Origin of the sequence: Mesorhizobium loti, from assembly GCF_013170705.1 — a bacterium.
Lineage (GTDB): Bacteria > Pseudomonadota > Alphaproteobacteria > Rhizobiales > Rhizobiaceae > Mesorhizobium > Mesorhizobium loti_D.
The window spans coordinates 3,325,974-3,346,555 of record NZ_CP033334.1; the positions used below are offsets into that span (position 1 = coordinate 3,325,974).

17 protein-coding genes are annotated in these 20,582 nt (G+C 65.3%); 14 read left to right on the forward strand and 3 right to left on the reverse strand.

Annotation, left to right across the window (positions count from 1 at the left end; genetic code table 11):
- The first annotated feature begins 1 nt into the window (after position 1).
- A complete protein-coding gene (locus tag EB815_RS16170) occupies positions 2–1,330 on the forward strand; it encodes a VpsF family polysaccharide biosynthesis protein (protein WP_065005282.1) in 1,329 nt (442 codons plus the stop codon).
- 94 nt (positions 1,331–1,424) lie between these two features.
- Here EB815_RS16170 and EB815_RS16175 read toward each other — a convergent pair whose 3' ends face one another.
- Positions 1,425–2,696 (reverse strand): glycoside hydrolase family 5 protein, encoded by a 1,272-nt coding sequence (locus EB815_RS16175; RefSeq protein WP_065005283.1) that lies wholly within the window; start codon positions 2,694–2,696, stop codon positions 1,425–1,427.
- A complete protein-coding gene (locus tag EB815_RS16180; RefSeq protein WP_056571116.1) occupies positions 2,693–3,862 on the reverse strand; it encodes a DUF1972 domain-containing protein in 1,170 nt (389 codons plus the stop codon). The genes EB815_RS16175 and EB815_RS16180 overlap by 4 nt, the downstream gene beginning before the upstream one ends.
- A gap of 416 nt (positions 3,863–4,278) precedes the next feature.
- Between EB815_RS16180 and EB815_RS16185 the strand changes: the two genes are divergently transcribed.
- Genes EB815_RS16185 through EB815_RS16200 form a run of 4 tightly spaced genes read left to right on the forward strand, consistent with a single transcriptional unit; the run spans position 4,279 to position 9,234 of the window.
- The gene (locus tag EB815_RS16185) at positions 4,279–5,448 is read left to right on the forward strand and encodes a glycosyltransferase family 4 protein (protein ID WP_081294904.1); all 1,170 of its coding nucleotides are present in this window, start codon (positions 4,279–4,281) and stop codon (positions 5,446–5,448) included.
- Entirely contained in the window at positions 5,445–6,746 is a 1,302-nt protein-coding gene (locus EB815_RS16190) for a hypothetical protein (protein ID WP_065005284.1), read from the forward strand. Before EB815_RS16185 ends, EB815_RS16190 begins: the two co-directional genes overlap by 4 nt.
- A gap of 9 nt (positions 6,747–6,755) precedes the next feature.
- Positions 6,756–7,979 (forward strand): GNAT family N-acetyltransferase, encoded by a 1,224-nt coding sequence (locus tag EB815_RS16195; protein WP_056571123.1) that lies wholly within the window; start codon positions 6,756–6,758, stop codon positions 7,977–7,979.
- A gap of 31 nt (positions 7,980–8,010) precedes the next feature.
- The gene (locus EB815_RS16200; RefSeq protein WP_081294856.1) at positions 8,011–9,234 is read left to right on the forward strand and encodes a GNAT family N-acetyltransferase; all 1,224 of its coding nucleotides are present in this window, start codon (positions 8,011–8,013) and stop codon (positions 9,232–9,234) included.
- Between the two features lie 63 nt (positions 9,235–9,297).
- Here EB815_RS16200 and EB815_RS16205 read toward each other — a convergent pair whose 3' ends face one another.
- Positions 9,298–9,612 carry an EthD family reductase gene (locus EB815_RS16205; RefSeq protein WP_065005286.1) on the reverse strand — a complete coding sequence of 105 codons (315 nt, stop codon included), beginning with the start codon at positions 9,610–9,612 and terminating at the stop codon, positions 9,298–9,300.
- A gap of 198 nt (positions 9,613–9,810) precedes the next feature.
- Between EB815_RS16205 and EB815_RS16210 the strand changes: the two genes are divergently transcribed.
- The 9 genes from EB815_RS16210 (at position 9,811) to EB815_RS16250 (ending at position 20,508) form a co-directional block, all read left to right on the forward strand.
- Positions 9,811–10,035 carry a hypothetical protein gene (locus tag EB815_RS16210; protein WP_065005287.1) on the forward strand — a complete coding sequence of 75 codons (225 nt, stop codon included), beginning with the start codon at positions 9,811–9,813 and terminating at the stop codon, positions 10,033–10,035.
- Between the two features lie 70 nt (positions 10,036–10,105).
- Positions 10,106–12,607, forward strand: coding sequence for a DNA ligase D (gene ligD / locus EB815_RS16215; RefSeq protein WP_065005288.1), 2,502 nt, complete (start codon positions 10,106–10,108; stop codon positions 12,605–12,607).
- Between the two features lie 323 nt (positions 12,608–12,930).
- On the forward strand, positions 12,931–13,836 hold the full coding sequence (locus EB815_RS16220) for a Ku protein (RefSeq protein WP_056571131.1): 906 nt from the start codon (positions 12,931–12,933) through the stop codon (positions 13,834–13,836).
- Positions 13,833–14,951 carry a tetratricopeptide repeat protein gene (locus EB815_RS16225; protein WP_065005289.1) on the forward strand — a complete coding sequence of 373 codons (1,119 nt, stop codon included), beginning with the start codon at positions 13,833–13,835 and terminating at the stop codon, positions 14,949–14,951. Before EB815_RS16220 ends, EB815_RS16225 begins: the two co-directional genes overlap by 4 nt.
- Positions 14,952–15,167: 216 nt before the next feature.
- Positions 15,168–15,806 carry an alpha/beta hydrolase family protein gene (locus EB815_RS16230; RefSeq protein WP_065005290.1) on the forward strand — a complete coding sequence of 213 codons (639 nt, stop codon included), beginning with the start codon at positions 15,168–15,170 and terminating at the stop codon, positions 15,804–15,806.
- Positions 15,807–16,198: 392 nt separating this feature from the next.
- Positions 16,199–16,969, forward strand: a complete 771-nt coding sequence (gene xth, locus EB815_RS16235; RefSeq protein WP_056571137.1) for an exodeoxyribonuclease III — start codon at positions 16,199–16,201, stop codon at positions 16,967–16,969.
- 747 nt (positions 16,970–17,716) lie between these two features.
- Positions 17,717–19,336, forward strand: coding sequence for a WD40 repeat domain-containing protein (locus EB815_RS16240; RefSeq protein ID WP_056571140.1), 1,620 nt, complete (start codon positions 17,717–17,719; stop codon positions 19,334–19,336).
- A gap of 114 nt (positions 19,337–19,450) precedes the next feature.
- A complete protein-coding gene (locus EB815_RS16245) occupies positions 19,451–19,909 on the forward strand; it encodes a mobile mystery protein A (RefSeq protein WP_056571142.1) in 459 nt (152 codons plus the stop codon).
- A complete protein-coding gene (locus tag EB815_RS16250; protein WP_056571144.1) occupies positions 19,906–20,508 on the forward strand; it encodes a mobile mystery protein B in 603 nt (200 codons plus the stop codon). The genes EB815_RS16245 and EB815_RS16250 overlap by 4 nt, the downstream gene beginning before the upstream one ends.
- Positions 20,509–20,582: the final 74 nt, after the last annotated feature.

Genomic DNA, 20,582 nt, shown 5'->3' on the forward strand with positions numbered 1-20,582 from the left:
CATGGCTGCGATCCGGACCGCCAACCCGGCAGCCGGCTGGGCCGGTCCGGGTCAGGCCCGCGCCGGCAGCTCCGTCGATTGGCTGACCAGCTTCGGCCTGGTCACGGTCGTGGCGCTGCTGTTCGCCATCTCCGGCGGCATGCTGTGGCTGGTGGGCTATAATTACGACGGCCTGACCGGCAACCCCGCGACCAAGATCCATCCTTCGACCTACCTGCTGATACTCGTGTTTGCCTGGCGCGCCTGCACCTTCGGCAATCCGGTCGGCTACATGGTTGCCGTCGCCGACCGGCGGCCAGCCAGCGCGCTGATGGCGGTCATGTCGATCGTGCTCCTGGTCGTCGTCATCGCGCGCCAGCGCCCCGGCATGGCCGGCATGATCGACACGTTCGTGGCGCCGGCGCTGCTGGTGATGATGCTGGCCGAGGAAAACGAGAAGACCTTCGCCCGGATGCAGACCGTGGTTCACGCCATCATGACCGTGAACGCGCTGCTGGCCCTGTTCGAGTTCGCCACCAAGACGCTGATCTTTCCCTATCGGCTCGACGGCGAAGCGTTCATGACCGACCTGCGCTCGACGGCGCTTCAGGGCCATCCGCTGTCCAATGCCACGGTGACCTCCATCTATGTGCTGGCGCTGCTGTCCGGTTCGAAATCGCTGTCCATGCCGCTGCGGCTCGGGATGATCGGCCTGCAATGCGCGGCTCTCGTCGCCTTCGGCGGCCGCTCCGCGATGGTGCTGACCATCGTGCTCGGCGGTTGCTACCTGCTCATCCAGGGCCTGCGCGGCTTGCGCACGGGGCGCGTCAACCTGCTTGGCGCGGCCCTCGGCCTCATCCTTGCCGCGCTGGTCCCGGTGGTCATCGCGGTCGCGGCGTCCTACGGCTTTTTCGACGCGCTGCTCGAGCGCTTCGTGTCGGACTCCGGCAGCGCCAATGCCCGCGTCGAGATGTTCGACCTGTTCAATCATCTGGAATTGCGCGACGTGATCGTGGGGCCAGACATCGACCTCATCGAGAGCCTGCGCCGCATCAGCGGCCTTGAGCAGGGCATCGAGAACCCCATCATCCGCACGGTCCTCTACCAGGGCGCCTTCTTCACCTTGCTGTTGTTCGTCGGCTTCGCGCTGTTCATGCATGAAGTGGCGCGCCGCTGCCATGCCGGCATCTGGCTGCTGATGCTGGGCTGGCTGATCCTGCTCAACACCTCAGAGAGCCTGGCGTCGAAGACGACGCTCATGACCAAATTCGTGGTGATCGCTCTGGTGCTGTATCGGCCGGTGCGGGGTGGGGTGAGGCAAAAGGTGCGCGGGCTGAACCCCCGCAGTTAGCGTCAGGCCTCCGCTTTTCGTCATCCCAGGGTCTGCGCCGCGTCGCTTCGCTCCTTGCTCCGCCCTGGGATGACGAAGATCTGGACGGTCGGCGTTATTGCTCCGCCATCCTCAACCCCAGCGCCTCGACCATCGCCGGGTCCAGCGCGCGGGTTTTGTCGTCCATCATGCCCATGCCGTCGAAGAGGTCCCAGAAGGCCCAGGGAAAGCCGGCGGCCTCGGCGCTTTGCCTGACATCGGAAATGTAGCGGGCGCGGTCGGGGTTGGGTGCCGCCACGTAACGCGCGTCGGTGCGCAGTGCGCCGAATTCGCCCATGATGACGCGCTGCGGCGCGATGCCGTTTCTGTCGGCCCAGTCGCGCGCCTGGCTGAGATATTTGTCGATGAACCAGCGGTCGGGCTGGGCGTCGAAATAGACCTTCAGCACGCGCTCGGTCTCCGCGTAGGCCGCCTTCTTGTCCGCTTCGGAGGTTTCGGTATCCGCGGCCATGCGCGCCCGGACGGAGGCCAGCGTCTGTTCGAGCGAGCCCGCCGAGGCCGGCCACGGCACATTGTTCAGCGCGCGGTAGACGGGCTCGCGCATCCACGGCGCGCCCTGGTGGCTGAACAGATAGGGCTCGTAGAAGTGGAAGGTGAACAGGATCGGCTCGAAGGCCGCCAGCGGCGCCGGATCGAGCGCGGCCAGCCCGCTCACCATCGAGCCGCAGCCGCCGGTGACGACCAGCGGCAAGGCCTGGGATGACGATCTCGCCGCCGTCAGCAGGGATGCCTGAACCTGCGACCAGACGTTGGAATCGCAGGACTGCGCCGGTTCGTTGACCGGCTCCAGCGCGACCATTCCGGGTGTGAACCGGTCCAGAATGCCGGCAAGTTCGCCGACCAGCGCCCGATAGGCCGCGAATTCGGGTGCCGCGGTGCTGGAGACCATGCGGTCGGGGTTCCAGTAATGGGTGGCGCCGTTGGCCTGGACGTTGACGACGATGCCGAGACCGGCGTCGATCGTGGCGGCGACGGCGGGGTCCAGCATATCCAGCAATTTGCCGCGCGTGGTGGCGTCGGCGGCCAGGAACGGGCCGGGATCGACGGGCAGGCGGATGAAATCGAGCCCGGTGGCACGTAGCCGGCGGAGGTCGTCTGGGGTTGGCACCGGCCGCTGCGACTGGAAGGGCGGCCAGTCATAGTCGGTGCGCGGGGCGGGGAATTCACGCGTCAGCGCAAACCAGGGCCAGGCGTTGACGCCGCGGCGGAAACGCCATTCGCCGCTGGCGGCAAGCGCGGACGGCGCGGGAAGCTGCGCCATCGCCGCGGGCACCAGCGCCGTCGACAGCGCGGCGCGCAGCAACCGCCGCCGCGACCAGCCCGTCATACGGCGCCGGGCGAGGGGCGGTCGATTGCCGTTGTCCGCTCCGATGTCACCCCAAGAAGCCGGTAGGCTTCATCCTCATAGGCCAGCAGCACATCCTCCCAGCGGAAGGCTTCGCGGGCGCGCGTCCTGGCGGCTTCACCGCAGGCCTTGACCAGCGCGTCATCCTCCATCGCCTGCCGCATCCGCTCGGCGCAGCTTTGCGTATCGGTGAAGTGGACGGCTGCGGCCCCGGCGACCCACCTGTTGTAGGGATTGTCGTGCGCGATCACCATGTTGCCGGCGGCCAGCGCCTCGACCAGCGACGGGTTTGTGCCGCCGACGGTGTGGCCGTGCATGTAGGCGCGCGCGTGATACCTCAGCGCCTTCACCGCCGCCTGATCGTAGATGGCGCCCGGCAGCACCACCGAGGCGTTCGCGGCCTTGCGGATGGCGACATGATAGGGATTCTGGTCGGAGAGCGTGCCCAGAACCACCAGCTTCATGTCGCGTTTCTGGCTGCAGAAGGCTTCGACGATGGGCAGGATGTTGTTGTCGGGCTCGATGCGCGCGATCGAGATGAGGTATTTTCCAGGTTCGAGCCCGAGCGCGCGTACTGGCGCCTCGGGCGCCGACGTCACCGGGTCGGCGCCATAGGTGATGGTGGCAATGGCGCTGCGCGGCCGGCGCGTCGCCAGGTGATCGGCGATGACAGGATGGTCGGCGACCAGCCGGTGCGAAGCCCAGGCGCCGATCCATTCATTGAGCCAGAACCAGGTGCGCGCCGCTGGTCCCCATTTCGGGCGGCGCCACTCGATGCCGTCCATATTGGTGATGATCTTGCGCCGCATCAGCCTGAGCCAGGTCAGGAAGACCGCGCCATTATAGCCGAGCACCAGGCAGACGCCGGGCCGGCGCGCGGCGTCGAGCACGCACTGCCAGTCGAATTCCAGCGTCGCGCGCGGTCCTTTCGAGGCGACCTGGATGTGGATCAGGTCGATGCCGCGCCAGCTGTCGAGGCGCACCCGCTGGTCGACCCGTTCGACCTCTTCCTGACAGTAGACGCCGACCTTCCAGCCGCGTGCGACCAGGAAAAGGGCCAATTTCTCGGCGAAGGTCTCGAAGCCGCCATGAGCCGCGGGAATGCCGCGCGTTCCCAGGATCAGGATGGAAGGCTGTTCCGGTTTCATGGCTGCTGGTACTTTCAGGTCCGCTCGATCCGTGATGCGAGGCTGTGTCATCTCAGAACCGCAGCCTAGCGATATCCATGCCAGACCGGGTTCCGGCCATCATCGCACCGGGGTTGTAAAATATTTCTTCCAACCGCCGGAGTTGTTTCACTATCGGTCAACTTTCCGCACGTATGTGTATCGAAACGAGGCAATGCCGGGGCCGGCCGGCCCGCAGATGGGTACATTAGCCCGGTATGATCCTTGCTGATGGACTTCTGCGCGCCGGAATCGGCGGAGGGCGTGCAGCATTGGTGTGGTGATCCCGTTCATGACCACACTCGCAACCAGTGAAGTCCAAAGGGGTGTTTCCGGTCGCCGGTACCGTCAGGCGGCGGGATCGTCACACCACCCCTGACAGAAAGATGCATGTGAAGATGCGGATTGCCTGCATCCACCAGGGCTACGAACTCTACGGCTCCGACCGCAGCTTCGCGGAGAGCGTGGCGGCGCTGCGCGCCGCGTTTCCGTCCGCCGACATCGAAGTGGTCCTGCCGCGCGGCGGGCCGATCCTGCGGATCCTGGAACCTCATGCCAGCCGGATCGTCTTTGAACCGCTCTGGGTGCTGAGGCGTCAGGCGATGCTGCGGCTGGCGACCATCGAGATGGCGCGGCTGCCGGTCGCGCTGTGGCGGGCATGGCGGCGCCTGCGCGATTGCGACCTGGTCTACGTCAACACCTCGATCGTCGCCGACTATGCGCTGGCCTCGCGCCTGCTGCCGACGAAGGCCCTGCTGCACATCCACGAGATTCCCGAAGGCGTGCTGCGCCGGATCCTGGTCGGGTTGATGCATTGGAGCCGTGCCGATCTCATCTTCAACTCGCGCGCCACGCGCGCCGCGTTCGGCGATCCCAAATCCGCGCGCTCATACGTCGTCTACAACGGCGTTGCCGGCCCGGCGGCGGCCGAGGCGATGACCTATGACGGCAAGCGCCCGCTACGGGTGCTGCTGCTTGGCCGCATCAACCGGATCAAGGGCCAGGAAGTGCTTCTGGAGGCGATCGCCTCGATGCCGGCGGAGCTGAAGTCGAGGATCGAGGTGCGGCTGGTCGGCGGCGCTTTCGAAAGCGTCGAGCGCGAGCGCGCCTTGGCCGAACTGGTCGGGACCATGGGGCTGGCCGATCAGGTCAGCACCTTGCCTTTCATCTCCGACCCTTCCGAGCATTACCGCTGGGCCGATATCGTCACCGTGCCGTCGCGGCGCCCGGAATCGCTCGGCCGCGTCGCCATCGAGGCGATGGCCTATGGCCGGCCGCCTCTGGTGTCGGCGATCGGCGGACTGGTCGAGGTGGTCAGCGACGGCGAGACCGGCTGGCATGTTCCGCCTGACAATGCCCCCGCGCTTGCCGCGAAATTGCAGGAGATCGTCCTTGCCCCTGAAGCCTGGCGCGGGTTCGTCGCCGCCGGGCGCAAGCGCTACGAGACGATGTTCAGCGAGCCGGTCGCGGCCGCGGCGATCGCCGCGATCGCCGCCGACAAACTGAAGACGGCCATGGCAAGGCCGGGCAAGGCGGCAACCACCCGCCAGGCGGAGACGCAGCCGTGAAGTTCCCCGTCCATCTGGTGCGGCGCCTCGTGCTGATGATCGGCGGCGAGGCAATGCAGAGCGGCTTCCACTTCGCCCTCAACCTCGCGCTGCTGCACATGCTGTCGGCCCAAGGCTACGGCCTTTTCGCCCTCGCCATGGTGATGGGCGGCGTCGGCCTGTCCTACATCAGGTCGCTCACCGCCGTCCCCGCCTCGATATGGATGAGCAAGAGCAGCAACAGGGCCGGCGTCGATGCCCATGACGTGGCCTTCGGAACGGCGGCGCTGGTGGTGGCGCTGCTGATGGCCGCCGGCACGGCTATCCTGATGCATCTCCTGGGCGACCCAAGCGGCATTGCCGCCGGCTGCTTCGTCGGCGCCTGGTCGCTGCGCAGCCATATGCGCACGGCATTCTTCACGCGTCGCCAGCAGGTGGTCGTCTCCATCAGCGACGCCGCCTTCACGATCGCCGGCACCGTGCTCACCGGGCTGGCGATCTGGTTTGCCACGGACGTGCTGCAGACCGTGTTCTACGCCCTTGCGGCGGCAAATCTATTTGGCATCTTCGTCCTGGTCCGGCTGGCTGGCCGCAGGGTTCGCGTCAGTTTCCGCATGCCAACGCGCCGGCGCTACACCAGGCTCTGGCGCCAGCTGTGCTGGTCGGCCTTCAGCGCGACCACCACCAACATCCAGGGTCAAAGCCTGGCGCTGCTGGTCGCGGGCATTGCCGGACCGGCCGCCTACGCGCCGCTGGCGGCGGTCCTCGTGCTGTTCGCGCCGCTGCGCATCATCAGCCTTGCCTTCGTGAACATGACGCAGCCGGAACTCGCGAAGCTGATGCAGGCCAACGAAACGCGCCGCGTCTGGGCGCAGGCGAAGATCTGGTCGCTCGTCATGGGGCTCGGCGGCCTGGCCTATGGATGCGCCATCATGTTCGTCCTGCCGATGATAAAATCCCAGGCTCTGCAGGATGCCTCGGTCGGGTTCATCGGGCTTTTCGTGATCGCGAATTTCGTGCCGATCATGCTCTACATCATGCCCCGCATCGTGCTCGAGATCTTCGGCGATTTCCGGATCGTCGCGTTCATCACGATGGGCGGCGCGATCGTCGGGCTGGCGCTGATCGCGATCCTGCTGGCCGTCGCGTCCCCGCCATGGGCGCTGCTGGGCTCGGCGGTCTCCGAGACCTTCGTGCTCGTGGCATCATGGTATTTCGCGCATCACCGCATGTGGAACATCGAGCATCCGGACCAGCAGCGGTATAGCCGCCTGGGCTCCTGGCGACGGGCGGTCACATTCGCCGCGGCAAAGCGATAGGAGAAGGATGTGGCAGAACAGGCAGTGCACATTGCCGCGGTGGCCGACTTGCCCGACGGGCAGGCTTCTCATCCCGCCATCGTCGCGGCGAACGACGCCTACACGGCGCGGTTGCACACCAGTCTCGAAGCGGTCAGGCCGCTCTGGCTGCGCTTCCAGACGGATGGCGTCTGCACCGCCCACCAGCATTTCGCGTGGGTGGAGGGGATCGTGGCGCGGCTGATGCCGGCAGGCGCGGAGCCGCTCATCGTCGAAGTGAACAACGCGGTGACGGGCGCGCCCTTGATGTTGGTGCCGCTGATGCTGCGGCCAGCCTTCCACCATCGGGTGATCGAATGGCTGAGCTGTGGCGTCTGCGACTATTCGGCACCGCTGCTGGCCGATGCGAGCGCGTGGACGGCGCAATCCGCGCAGGCCGCGTGGGCGGCGGTGCGTTCCGTGCTGCCGGCGGCGGACCGCGTCAACATCCTGGGAATTCCGCGGCGGATCGGCGGCGTCGCCAACCCGCTGGCGCTGCTTCCGGCAACGCGCGATTCCCTCCAGACCACCTTCGGCCTGGCCATCGACGGCGAGCCGGAAACCGTCCTCAAGCGCCTGTGCAGGCCATCCTTCGTCAAGGAATTCGGCAAGGACTGGCGCCGGCTCGAACGGCTCGGCGGCGTGGAGCTGGTCGAGGCCGCCACGCAGGCCGAAGTGGAGCAACTCTTCGGCGAACTGATCCGCATGCGGCTCAGCCGCTTTCGCGAGCTTGGCCGCTTCGACTTGCTGACGCAGGAGGCGGTTGTCGATTTCTACCGCAACGCCGCCCTGCAGGGTCTGCCGGACGGATCGGTGCGGCTCTTCGGGCTGCGCGTCGGCGATGCCCTGATAGCCGTCCAATATGCGGTGGTCCATCAAGGGACTGTTCATGCTCTGCTGATAGCTATGGACCAGAGCGTGGTGCCCAATGTCTCGCCGGGCCTCCTGATCATGGGCCGGCTGATAGGCTGGGCGCGCGAGCGGCGGTTCGATTATTTCGACCTGTCGGTCGGCGACCAGAGCTACAAGGAACGCATGGGCGCCAAGGCTTCGGTGCTGGCCGAACTACGCCATGGGTTGACGGTGCGGGGCCGTGTCGCGAGCGCCGCCATCGAACTGCGCAACCGGACCGAGGCCTTCGTGCGTTCCAACCCCCGGCTGCGCAGCGCGGCCCAGGGGATGATGCGGGGTTTGCGGCGTCTTCGCGGAGGATGACGAGGGCGGGCCTGAACGACGGGAGAAGGACGTGGCAGGCCAGGCAATGCGAATAGTAGCGGTAGCGGATCAAGCGGGCCAACCGGCTTCCCCCGATGTCGTCGGTCTGGGCGCCATCGCGCACTATACGGCGCGTCTGCACTCCAGCTTCGACAGCGTAAGGCCGCTGTGGCAGCGCCTTGAGGCGACCGGCCTCTGCACCGGCCATCAAGGCCTTGCCTGGGTGGAAGGGATCGCCAAGCGGCTGATGCCCGGAAGTGCCGAGCTGCTGGTCGTCGAGGTCAACGACGCCGTCACGGGCGCGCCGGCCATGTTGCTGCCCCTGATGCGGCGCCGGGCGCTTGGACACCATGTCATCGAATGGCTGAGCTGCGGCGTGTGCGATTACTCAGCGCCGCTGCTGGCCGATGCGAGACCCTGGACCAGGCAAGGTGCCGATGCGGCATGGGTAGCGGTCCGCGCCGTGCTGCCGCCGGCGGACCGCATTCACATCGCGGGCATTCCGCGACAGATCCACGGCGTCGCCAATCCGCTGGCGCTGCTTTCGGCGACGCGCGACTCCATCCAGATCGCCTCGGGCCTGGCCATGCATGGCGAGCCGGCGACGCTGATCAAGCGCATCTGCAAATCGTCCTTCGCCAAGAATTTCCACAAGCACTGCCGCCGCTTCGAACAGATGGGCAGGCTCGACCTGGCCGAGGCCGAGACACCGGATATGGTGGAAAAGCAGTTCGCGACGCTGCTGGAACTCAGGCTCAATCGCTTCCGCGAGCTCGGGCGTTTCGACCTGCTGACGCAGGCACCGGTCGTCGAGTTCTATCGCAACGCCGCCCTGCAAGGCCTGTCCGACGGCTCGGTGCGGCTGTTCGGGCTGCGTGTCGGGCAAACCTATCTCGCCGTCATCTACGTGCTGGTCATGAAGGGCACCTTGCATGCGCTTCTGCTCGGGATCGACCACGACGCGGTGCCCAACGCCTCGCCGGGCCTGACGACAATCGGCAAGCTGATGATGTGGGGGGTGACGCAAGGGCTCGGCTATTTCGACCTGTCGGTCGGCAGCCAGGGCTACAAGCAGCATATCGGCGCTTCAAGCTCGGTACTGGCGGAGTTGTGCGAGCCGATCACGCTGCGGGGCAGCGGGGCGACCGCCTATATCAAGCTGCGCAACAGGATCGAGCTTTTCGTGCGCTCCAAGCCGGAACTGTACAAGGCCGTGCAGGGTGTGATGCGCCGGTTGCGGCGATTGAAGACTTGACGAACGGCTCCCGAAGCGGCTTCGGGAGCAGGAATTGATGGCCGTGCGCGATGAGGTGATGGTTCAGAGCGGCTCGGTGTCGAAGAGCAGCATCGTCACCAGATCGTCATCGCTGGCGAACTTTCGCCGGTCCTCCGCGCAGGCCCGGCCGATCTCGCTGGCAAAGGCCGTGCGAATGGCCTCCGGACTGTCGAAATAGAGGATGGCGACCCTGTAGGGCGTCTCGCCCGGCAGGACATTCATGATCGGCGAACGGCTGATCTCGTAGCGCCGCAGTCCGGGCAATTGCTTGGCCAGCGGCACGTGAATGTCGTGATAATGGCGCTCGAAGGCGACGGGATCGGCGGGGGTTTTGTAGATGACGAGCATCTTGGCCATGGTGGTGCTCCCTGTTTGAGGTGATCGCGCCGCGTCGGCGCCGCACCAATGTCGTTCGCCGGGAGCGGATTTCGACAGGCATGCCGGATTTTCGCAGGACCGGCGGCATGGCCCCGCGCCCGAAATTGACAGGACTGCTTGTCTCCGTCATCCTTGAGCCCAGTCGCCCGATGTGTGAGGGCGACCGAGGGCAGCGTCATGTTCAGTCCCGTAACCAGCCAGAATGCCAAGCGCGCCGCGGTGCGCAAGGCGCTCGACGCCCACAAGGTCTACATCACCGCACAGAGCTTTTCGGACGGTGCCTACAAGGCACGGGTGCTGGTCGACGGCGAGGCCTACTGGGTGGATGAGTTCCGGCTGAGCCAACTGCAGCAGGGCCTGTCGCCGGCCGAGCTCGAACTGACGCCGGCCACCGACGATTGAGAGCGTGATTTCCATCGGTTCCGGAACGCGGCGGTTGCTCCCGCTCGCCAAACGCCTTGGGCGCTGACCCATGCCGGCTCCCGCCAAACTCAAGACCTATCGCGCCAAGCGCGAATTCTCCAGGACGCCAGAGCCGGCGGGCGGGCTCATTGCCGGCGGCGGCAACCGCTTCGTCGTCCACAAGCACCACGCCACGGCGGACCACTATGACCTGCGCCTGCAGGTCGGCGATGTGCTGAAGAGTTGGGCGGTGCCACGCGGGCCTTCGCTCAACCCGGCCGACAAGAGGCTGGCGGTGGAGACCGAGGACCATCCGCTCGAATATATCGACTTCGAGGGCGTCATCCCCGAGGGCGAGTATGGCGGCGGGCCGATGATCGTATGGGACGCCGGCACATGGGCGCCGATGGACGATGTGGAGAAGAGCCTGAGGACCGGCGCCTTCAAGTTCCGGTTGGCCGGCGACAAGCTCAATGGCGGCTGGATGCTGACGCGCCTGAAGCCCAAGCCCGGCGAGGACGCGGAGAAGAAAAACTGGCTGCTGTTCAAGGAGCGCGACCTTGCCGCCGACACGGCGCTGAACATCCTCGAAGCGCGGCCGGAAAGCGTGAAATCGGGATTGCGCATCGAGGAGCTGGCGGCGGCGGCGAAGCCGGCCGCGAAGTCCGCGCCCAAGCCGGGTTCGCTGAAACCAAGCACGCTGCCTGGCGCCGTCAAGGCACCGGCGCTCAGCCGCATCGAGCCGCAGCTGGCGACGCAGGTGCCAAAGCCGCCGGGCGGCGAAAGCGTTGCCGAGAACACGAACGAGCCCTGGCTGCACGAGATCAAGTTCGACGGTTACCGCACCATGGCGCATGTTTCCGACGGGCAGGTGCGGTTGATCACCCGTGGCGGCATAGACTGGACAAGACGCTACGGCGACCTGCCGCACGCCTTCGCCAAATTGCCGTGCCGCGAGGCGATCATCGATGGCGAGATCGTCGTGCTGGATGGCCGGGGCATCAGCCGCTTCGCGCTGCTGCAGGACGCGCTGGCCGAAGGCGCCGGCAGCAAGCTGCATTTCTATGCCTTCGATCTCCTGCATCTCGACGGCTGGGACCTGACGAAGGTGCCGCTCATCCGGCGCAAGGCGATGTTGGGCGAGTTGCTCGCCGGTCTCGGCGCCAATTCCGCCATCCAGTTCTCCGACCATGTCGAAGGCTCGGGGCAGGGGCTTTACGACCAGGCGACGGAGCTCGGGCTGGAAGGCGTCGTGTCCAAGCGCGCCAATGCCATCTACCAGAGCGGCCGCACCAAGAGCTGGACCAAATGCAAGGCGCTGCAGAAGGACGATTTCGTCATCGCGGGCTACACGACCTCGCAAGCGGCGGAAGGGCTGGCCGCACTTGGCATGGCCGAGTGGGAGGACGGCGAACTGCACTATCGCGGCAAGGTCGGCACCGGCTTCGACCGCGATACGGCGGAGGATTTGCTGGCCCGGCTGGAGCCGCTGACGTCAGGCGCGTCCGCGCCCGAAGGCGTGCCGCGCGAAATCATGCGCGAGATGCATTGGGTGAAGCCGCTGTTTTCGGCGCGCATCCACTATGCCAACCGCACGGCGGACAATTCGTTGCGCCATGGCGTGTTTCGCGGCCTCAGGGATGTCGGCCTGTCGACGCCGGTCTCGGCCAAGCGCAAGCGGCTGATATCCGAGGCGGACCTCGCCACCATCTGGGTGACCAATCCGGAGCGGCGGCTGTTCGGCAAGACCGGGCCGACCAAGCTCGACATCGCCGTCTATTACGCGCTGGTGGGCGATTTCATGCTGCCGCACATCCTCGGCCGGCCGGTGTCGCTGGTGCGCTGCCCGACCGGCCTGCCCAAGGATTGCTTCTTCCAGCGCCACGCCTTCACCGGCATGCCGCCCTCGGTGGTGACGTTCCAGTCGACCAATTCCGAAGGCGAAACCAAATCCTATCTCTCGGTCGAAGGCGCCAAGGGCTATCTGGCGCTGGCGCAGTTCGGCGTCGTGGAGTTCCACACCTGGGGCACGCACCGCGCCAGTCTCGACAAGCCCGACCAGATCGTCTTCGACCTCGACCCGGGCGAGGGGATTTCGTGGCGCGAGGTGGTGGAGGCGGCCGTCCACATCAAGGGCGAGCTGGAGGGGCTGGGGCTGGTGCCTTTCGCCAAGACGTCCGGCGGCAGCGGCATCCATATCACCGTGCCGGTTACGCCAAGGCAGAACTGGAAGAAACTGCACCAGGCGACCAGCGCGATCGCCACGCATCTGACGGCAACCGCGCCCGACACCTTCACCACCACCATGGGCAAGGAAAACCGCAAGAAGCGCATCTTCATCGACTACCACCGCAACGCGCGCGGCCACACCTCCGCCGCGCCCTATTCGCTGCGCGCCCGCACCAATCTGCCGGCCTCGACGCCGGTGAGCTGGAGCGACCTGGAAGCGATCGATGCTCCGCAGGATCTGAACTATTCGTCGCTGCCGGGCTTGCTGGAGACGTCGGGCGATCCGTGGGCTGAGATCGACGAGTTTGCGCGGGATTTGCCGACACTGCGTTCGTCATCCTAGGGTCTGCGCCGCGTCGCTTCGCTCCTTGCTTCGCCCTAGGATGACGAAGCCTCGAGGCGTTCGGCCAATCACCAGCGCCTAAACCGCCATCGACGCTTCCGACAATTTGAATTATTCTCTCCCCGCGACCTGAAAAGACGCAGCGGAAGATTTCGTCAGGGATTTGCCGGTATTGTGCGGGGTCGGTGTAGGATTTCCACGGCGCCAATCGTCCTTCGGACGAAAGCGCTGCGGAGAGCATGATCCCAAAAAGCGGGAACCGGTTTTTGGACAAGATCATGCTCAGTCGAAAATGTCAGTGCATGGCCGCGTAGGAGTGTATCATGGCGCCCAGGGCAAGTTGGAAGGGTTATCTCAAGCTCAGCCTCGTCAGCTGTCCGGTGCGGTTATACCCCGCGACCAGCGCGAGCGAACGCATCTCGTTCAACCAGCTGCACAAGAAGACCCACAACCGCATCAACATGAAGCCCGTCGATCCCGAACTCGGGTTGGTCGAGCGCTCGGATCTGGTCAAGGGTTACGAGTACGAGGACAAGCAGTACATCATCATCGATGATGCCGACCTCGACGCGGTGCGCATCGAATCCAATCACACGATGAACATCGAGGCCTTCGTCGACGAGGGCGAGGTCGACGTCATCTACCAGGACGCGCCCTACTACCTGGCGCCGGATGGGGCGATGGCGGAGGAGACGTTCGCCGTGCTGCGCGAGGCGATGCGCAAATCCGGCAAGCTGGCGATCGCGCGGCTGGTGCTGTCCAGCCGCGAACGGGTGGTGACGATCGGCGCACGCGAGAACGGCATGTTCGTGTGCACCTTGAGAAACCCGAACGAAGTGCGTGGCACGGCTGAATATTTCGGCAACATTCCGGCCGGCAAACCGGACCCGGAAATGCTTGAACTCGCCGAAGCGCTGATCAAGCAGAAGGAAACCACCTTCGATCCGAAGAATTACGAGGACCGCTATGAGATCGCGCTGATGGCGATGATCCGCGAGAAGCTCAAGGGCCACAAGCCGATCATCGCGGCGGCGCCCGAGCGCGGCAATGTCATCAACCTGATGGATGCGCTGAAGGCCAGCCTGTCGCAGTCGAAGCCGCCGGCCAAGTCGAAGAGCAAGGCCGACGAGGCGGCGAAGCCTGCCGCCAAGAAGGCGGCAGCGGGCGGGGCTCCTGAAAATCCGCTGAAGGCCAGTCTGCTGAAGGCGGTCGGCAAGAGCAAGAAATGACGGCACCGGCCGTCGCGGGCGGCGTCTTCGGCACGATCGGCGCGCTGGCGGCGTTTCCGCTCAGGCTCGCCGCTCGCGAGGTCGAGCGCCGGCATGGCCAGCTCAGGCGCGGCATCACCCGGCGCACCACGCATGTCGTGTTCGGCCGTACGCTTCTCGCCAAGGCTGGCCTCACGAAAAACGGCGATGCCGGGATCGAGCGCCGCGTCGCCGCCGAACGTGCGGCAGGGCGCATCCTGATCAGCGAGAACGGCTTCTTGCGCCTGCTCGGCTTGATGATGGCGCCGGAAGCATCGTCGCTGTCCCGGCAGTCGCTGATCGACCAGTCTCGGCTGTCCGGCGACAACCTCGATCTGCTGTCGCTCTTCGACGCGTTCGAGCATGATGCGGAGCCCTATTCCTTCCGCGACCTGATCCTGGCGCGCAAATATGCCGGGCTGGTGGCCAGCGGCGCGACTTGGGGAGCGATCGCGCGCTCCGTGCACCGCTCCGGCCCGGTGGCTTCGCTCACCGCCAAGTCGCTCGCTGTCGGCTCGCAGCATGGCCGCGCCGACGGGATCTATCTCGAGGGCGGCCAGAGCGAACTCGACGGGCAGTTGCTGTTTGACCTGGGCAGCGCGCCACAAGGCGACGACACGCTGGAAGACCTGTTCGCCGAGGCAGAAGCGGTGGAGGAGGGGGGCGACCATGAAGGTGCCGCCGCGCTCTACCAGCGTTGCCTCGCCATCGACCCGAATGACGCCATCGCCGCCTTCAACCGCGCCAACTGCCTGCGCGCCGCCAGCCACGCGGCCGATGCCGCGCATGATTATGCCAGGGCGATAAAACTCGACCCCGCTTTCGTCGAAGCCTGGTTCAACCTCGCCGGACTGATGAGCGAGCAAGGCCGCGACGCCTCGGCGCGACGGCACCTGCAGAAGGCGATCGCTCTCGACAAGGCCTATGCCGACCCGGTGTTCAACCTGGCACGGCTGGAATTCGACGCCGGCAATCTGCCTGAGGCGCGGCGGCTGTGGGTGCGGTATCTGGAACTCGACGCGGAGTCCGAATGGGCGGGGGTGGCGGCCAAGGGCGTGCAGTTCGTGGATATGCAGTTGGCGCGGACGGCGGGTTGAGGCCCTTTCCTTCTCCCCTTGTGGGAGAAGGTGGATCGGCGCGCCAGCGCCGAGACGGATGAGGGGTGCTGGAAGGAATGAGAGGTTGACGAGCTTGTTGTTTGCAGAGGCGTTGATGACCGTGTGCGCCAAGCTGGAACACCCCTCATCCAACCGAGCTTCGCTCGGTCACCTTCTCCCAAAAGGGGAGAAGGGGTCGTCAACGCCGGAGTTTCCATGACCAGCTTCCTCTTCGACGGCTTCGACACCGCCCCCGCCACCATCCTGCTCGCCCACGGCGCGGGCGCATCGATGGATTCGCCCTCCATGACCGCCACCGCCAAGGCCCTGGCCGCCGCGGGCTTCCAGGTGGCGCGCTTCGAATTCCACTATATGGCGGCGCGCCGCTACGGCCAGCGCAAGCCGCCGCCGCGCGCCGAGACGGTGAACCCGGAATACGTCAAGGCGATCGCCGACTTGCGCGCCAGGGGCGTGACCGGGAAGCTGATCATCGGCGGCAAGTCGATGGGCGGGCGCGTCGCTTCCATGGTCGCGGACGAGATGTTCGCCAAGGGCGAGATTTCGGGGCTGGTCTGCCTCGGCTATCCCTTCCATCCGCCCGGCAAACCTGATCAGTTGCGCACGAAGCATCTGATAGGCCTGAAGACGCCGACGCTGATCTTCCAGGGCACGCGCGACGAGTTCGGCACGCGCGACGAGGTGGCCGGTTATGGGCTGTCCGATGCGATCGAGGTGGTGTGGCTGGAAGATGGCGACCATGATCTCAAGCCGCGCAAGAGCATTTCCGGATTTTCGGCGGCGGATCATCTGAAGACGCTGGCGGAGACGGTGAGGGCGTGGGCGGGCAGGCTTTAGGGCGCGTACGCCTCGCACCCTTTTCGACAGTCGGCGCCGCCCCTCATCTGGCTGCCGCCATCTTCTCCCCGTAAACGGGGCGAAGGGCGCTCTCGTCGCCGGTTTTCGCCAATCGCCAACGTTTCAGAAATGGCGTGGCGATGCGGCCAGCCTCTTTCTCCCCGTTTACGGGGAAAAATGCCCGGCAGGGCAATGAGGGGCAGCGCCACCATCTGCAATTGGCGGAGGCCTAGGGCATTTCACCGTTTCACGGAAACGGCGAACTGCTCTAACTCATTGTTTTAACGCAACTCCGGACGGAAAGCCGTTTCACACTTTTCCTGGAATTGCTCTAGGAACCCGTTTCGTCAGCCCCTTGCGACCGTCTTCCGTTTCCTGCTTTCATGCACTGAATGAAAATCGCCACCTTCAACATCAACAACATCAACAGCCGGCTGGAAAACCTTCTGGCGTGGCTGGCGGCCGCAAAACCCGATGTCGTCTGCCTGCAGGAACTCAAGGCGCGCGATATGCAGTTTCCGCGCACCGCGCTCGCCGATGCCGGCTACGGCGCGGTGTGGAAGGGGGAGCCGACCTGGAATGGCGTCGCCATCCTCGCGCGCGGCGCGGAACCGGTGCTGACCCGCGACGCCTTGCCCGGCGACGATACCGACAAACAGAGCCGCTACATCGAGGCAGCGGTGAACGGCATCGTCATCGCCTGCCTCTACGCGCCGAACGGCAATCCGCAGCCGGGGCCGAAATTCCAGTACAAGCTCGCCTGGCACAAGCGCCTGGAAGCGCATGCCGAACAGCTTCTCGACACCGGCCTGCCTGTCGTGCTGGCCGGCGACTACAACATCGTGCCCGAGCCGCGCGACATCTACACCACGCGCTCCTATGACGACAACGCGCTCGTGCAACCGGAGAGCCGGGCAGCGTTCGCTGCCCTCATCGAGCAGGGCTGGGTCGACGCGCTGCGAAAAGTCTATCCGAAGGAGACGCTCTATACTTTCTGGGATTACCGCCGTAACCGCTGGCAGCGCGATGCGGGTTTGCGGCTCGACCACATCCTTTTGTCAAAAACGCTCGCCCGCCGGCTGAAGGGGGCGGGCATCGACCGCGACGTGCGCGGACAGGACGGCGCCAGCGACCATGCGCCTGTCTGGGTGGAGCTGAAGTGAGCGGCCGCGCGACAATCGTCACACGAACAAGCAATGCCAACGCGTAGACCGCTTCAGCGGCCTATCCGTGCTCGCCGTCAATCCAGCCCCAGCGGTGTTGGTCGATCAGGTTCCGAGGCTCAATCTATTAGGACCGGCGGAGCCGAGGCGGTAGCCGTGACCGATTTCAGATTGCCCCTTTTGACCAGGACGGGCCGTTCATAGGTTTTCTTCATGTTTCAAGCTCTCGACAATGGCGATGGCGTAAAATCATTTAAAGCGTCATATCAACACCGTTGACAGCCAGGCCATGCCGGAAAATCCGGCGAAGGCGCGATATTCTTATTGCGGCGAGGGTGTCGAGGGCACCGCAGCGACGATGGATTTCAGATTGTCCTTCTTGACCAATACGGGCCGTTCATAAATCTTCTTCATAACGCAAGCTCTCCACTATATCCCACGAGGACAGTGACACAACGCCGCCTGGTGTCAATATTTCGCCGGGGATAGTCCAACGCGTATCAGTGATGACTGTGGCAAATTAACACCGGTTCTTTTTGTGGCGATTGATCAAGCCGAAGAACACATTTTTGCGCCGCGACGCAGGCGGTCGTGATCAGCTTCGAACTGATCTCTTGATCGAGGTCACTAGCCGATCTTCTTCGGGATTTCAGACGCATCCATCCGTCGCATGCGGGCACCGATGCGTTTTGCGATAGACGGTTGACGCTGGTAGTCTGGCCCGAGAGCCAGGCGAGGGGAAGCGCGATGAACAGATTGGCTGACAGGTTGGCTGCGCTTGTCCTTGCCGCGCTTGCGATCGCCTGCCTGGCGCTGGTCTCTCCGCTGCTCGGCGCTGTTGCCTCGCATGGCTTTTCCGGGCCGGGCGCGGATTTGCCCCGGTTGGCGGCTTTCTCCGTGGCGGCACTTGCCTGCCTGCTCGGCGCGGTGCTGTTCTGGGCCGGTCTGTTGCCGGGGCGGCCGGCGCATCTGGGCGGGACACCGCTGTTCGGCCGCGCGGCCGAGGTGCGGGAGACCGGCAGGCCCGGCCTGCGCAAGATCTTTTTCGCCTTGCCGTTGATCGTGCTGGCGGCGCTGGCCGCCGACCGGTTCGGCCCGTGGCATGATGGCGGCGGCGAGGTTGCCAGCCAGCCGAGCGAACCGCCAAATGAACCGAAGACGGCTGAACCCAAGCCCAGTGAGCCCAAGCCAGATCAACCCAAACTTGCCGAGCCCAAACCCGGCGAACCAAAAGGCCAGGACGTGGCCGCCGCGCCATTGGCAGCGGAGCCGGCACCCGCGCCTGCACCGCAACCAGCTCCGCCGCCGGTAGCCGCCAACCCGCCGCCGGCACCGGTGCCGCCAGCGCCGCCCGTGGCCGTACCGCCACCCGCTCCCGTCGCGCCGGCGCCGCCGGAGGTCGCGGTCATTCCGCCGCCCACGGTGGCGCCGTTGCCGCCACCGCCGCCGGCGGTCCCAACGCAGCCCGACGGCCATCGCGACGCGGTCGTGTGGCTGGCGGTGGCGCCCGACGGCCAATCGATCATGAGCGCCAGCACCGACCATCTGATCAAGCTGTGGGACATTGGCGGCAAGCACCTGATCCGCAACCTCGGCGTCCACAAGGACATGGCGCGCACGGCGCTCTACATGCCCGACGGCGTCAGCGCGCTGACGGGGGGCGACGACGGCGAGATCGTGCTGCGCAAACTCGCCGATGGCGCCGTGCTGCATGTCTTCCAGGCCGGCCAGAATGGCGGCGTCAACAAGCTGGCGATCAGCCCGGACGGCAAGCGCGCCGTCAGCGGACACGATACCGGAAACGTCATCGTCTGGGATCTCGTCGACGATTCGGTGTTGCATGTGCTGACCGGACACGACTGGTCGATCAGCGCGGTGGCCGTCTCGCCCGACGGCAAGCAGGCGCTCAGCGGCAGCATCGACGGCACGCTGAAACTCTGGGACGTCGAAAGCGGCAAGCAGCTACGCAGCTGGCATGGCCACGAGCAAGGCACCTATGGCGCCGTGTTCACCGCCGACGGGCACCATCTGATCACCGGCAGCGGCGATCTGACGATCAAGGTCTGGGATCTCGACAGCGGCCGCGAGGTGAAGCGCTTCGAGGGCCATGAGGGCACGGTCTACACGCTGGCGCTGTCGGCGGACGGCAAGCGCCTGTTGTCGGGTTCGCTCGACGGCACGGCGCGGCTGTGGGACATGGAAACCGGCAACCAGATCGCGATGTTCGACAGCCAGACCGGCCCGATCTACGCGGTGGCTTTCGCCCCCGACGGCACGGTGCTGACCGGCGGCTACGACCGCACCATCAGGGATTGGCCAGCGGCCGGCGGCGACGGCGTGGTGCTGTTTGCCGGTGCGCCGCAGTGAATGCCGAAAAGCGTCAGCCTCGTTGATATGTCAACACATAAATTGACATTATCGTATTCTTTGTATATGTATATATTTACAGATTGTCCTTTTCTGACAATATATGAGTTTACAATGAGCGTTAAGCAGGCCGTTCGCCGACAATACCAGGCCGTTGTGGATCTCACCCAAGGCGGCAACATCCAGGTCCCTTCGGAGGGCTGGATAAGGACGGTGCGAAAGGCGCTCGGCATGTCCGGTGCCCAACTGGCGAGGCGGATGGGCGTAACCCGCGCCCGTATTGCCCAGGTGGAACAAGCCGAACTGGAAGGCGGCGTCACCCTGAAGTCGATGCAGGCCACGGCCGAGGCGATGGGGTGCCGCTTCGTCTATGCTTTCGTGCCGCCCGAGACCATCGAGAACCTCATCATCGCGCAGGCGCGGAAGAAGGCGCAGGCGATTGTCGCGACGGCGGGCAAACATATGGCGCTGGAAGACCAGACCGTGACCGAGGGCCGGACTCGGCAAGAAATGACCCGGCTGATGAACGAGCTGATCCATGAAATGCCGTCCGATTTCTGGCAGGACAAATGATTGCACCGGACTATCCCGACGGCGCGACGCCACTTGATCTCAACGAGCTCGCCGGACTGAAGCACAGGCACATCACCACTCAGGCCGAGCTTGATGAGCTGGAGCAGGCCAACATCACCTCCGGCCTGCTGTGGCTTTCCAGGACACGGAGGAAGGACGTGCTCACTCCCGGTTTTGCCGTCGAGCTTCATCGGCGGCTGTTCGGCGACGTGTGGACCTGGGCTGGAACATTCAGGACGACGGGCAAGAACATCGGCGTCGATCCGGTGCAGATCGGGGTGCAGTTGCGTGCGGCGCTGGATGATGCGCTGTACTGGGTGGATCGTGACACCTACGCGCCGCTGGAAGCAGCCATTCGGCTTCACCACCGGATGGTGTTCATTCATCCGTTTGCAAACGGCAATGGGCGCCATGCCCGCATCCTGGCTGATGCCATGCTTGAGAAGCTGTACGGCGTCGGGCCGGTCGACTGGACCGCCGGGGCCGATCTTCTGAAAATGAACGAAAGGCGGGCGGCTTACATCTCGGCATTGAAGGCAGCCGACCGGCACGACATCGGTCCATTGCTGGCTTTTGCCAGGCTGACGGGAAAGCCTTGATGTGACCAAGGGTCTGCCGTGGCCGACGCGGGCGGGGGGGCGCATTGTTGGGGTGTGCTTGGGCGCCCGCGTCA

Bases quoted from the DNA above. Each gene is read 5' to 3' on its own strand.
- EB815_RS16170 (WP_065005282.1), top strand. From the start codon at position 2: ATGGCTGCGATCCGGACCGCCAACCCGGCAGCCGGCTGGGCCGGTCCG.
- EB815_RS16175 (WP_065005283.1), bottom strand. From the start codon at position 2,696: ATGACGGGCTGGTCGCGGCGGCGGTTGCTGCGCGCCGCGCTGTCGACG.
- EB815_RS16180 (WP_056571116.1), bottom strand. From the start codon at position 3,862: ATGAAACCGGAACAGCCTTCCATCCTGATCCTGGGAACGCGCGGCATT.
- EB815_RS16185 (WP_081294904.1), top strand. From the start codon at position 4,279: ATGCGGATTGCCTGCATCCACCAGGGCTACGAACTCTACGGCTCCGAC.
- EB815_RS16205 (WP_065005286.1), bottom strand. From the start codon at position 9,612: ATGGCCAAGATGCTCGTCATCTACAAAACCCCCGCCGATCCCGTCGCC.
- EB815_RS16210 (WP_065005287.1), top strand. From the start codon at position 9,811: ATGTTCAGTCCCGTAACCAGCCAGAATGCCAAGCGCGCCGCGGTGCGC.
- ligD (WP_065005288.1), top strand. From the start codon at position 10,106: ATGCCGGCTCCCGCCAAACTCAAGACCTATCGCGCCAAGCGCGAATTC.
- EB815_RS16220 (WP_056571131.1), top strand. From the start codon at position 12,931: ATGGCGCCCAGGGCAAGTTGGAAGGGTTATCTCAAGCTCAGCCTCGTC.
- EB815_RS16225 (WP_065005289.1), top strand. From the start codon at position 13,833: ATGACGGCACCGGCCGTCGCGGGCGGCGTCTTCGGCACGATCGGCGCG.
- EB815_RS16230 (WP_065005290.1), top strand. From the start codon at position 15,168: ATGACCAGCTTCCTCTTCGACGGCTTCGACACCGCCCCCGCCACCATC.
- xth (WP_056571137.1), top strand. From the start codon at position 16,199: ATGAAAATCGCCACCTTCAACATCAACAACATCAACAGCCGGCTGGAA.
- EB815_RS16240 (WP_056571140.1), top strand. From the start codon at position 17,717: ATGAACAGATTGGCTGACAGGTTGGCTGCGCTTGTCCTTGCCGCGCTT.
- EB815_RS16245 (WP_056571142.1), top strand. From the start codon at position 19,451: ATGAGCGTTAAGCAGGCCGTTCGCCGACAATACCAGGCCGTTGTGGAT.
- EB815_RS16250 (WP_056571144.1), top strand. From the start codon at position 19,906: ATGATTGCACCGGACTATCCCGACGGCGCGACGCCACTTGATCTCAAC.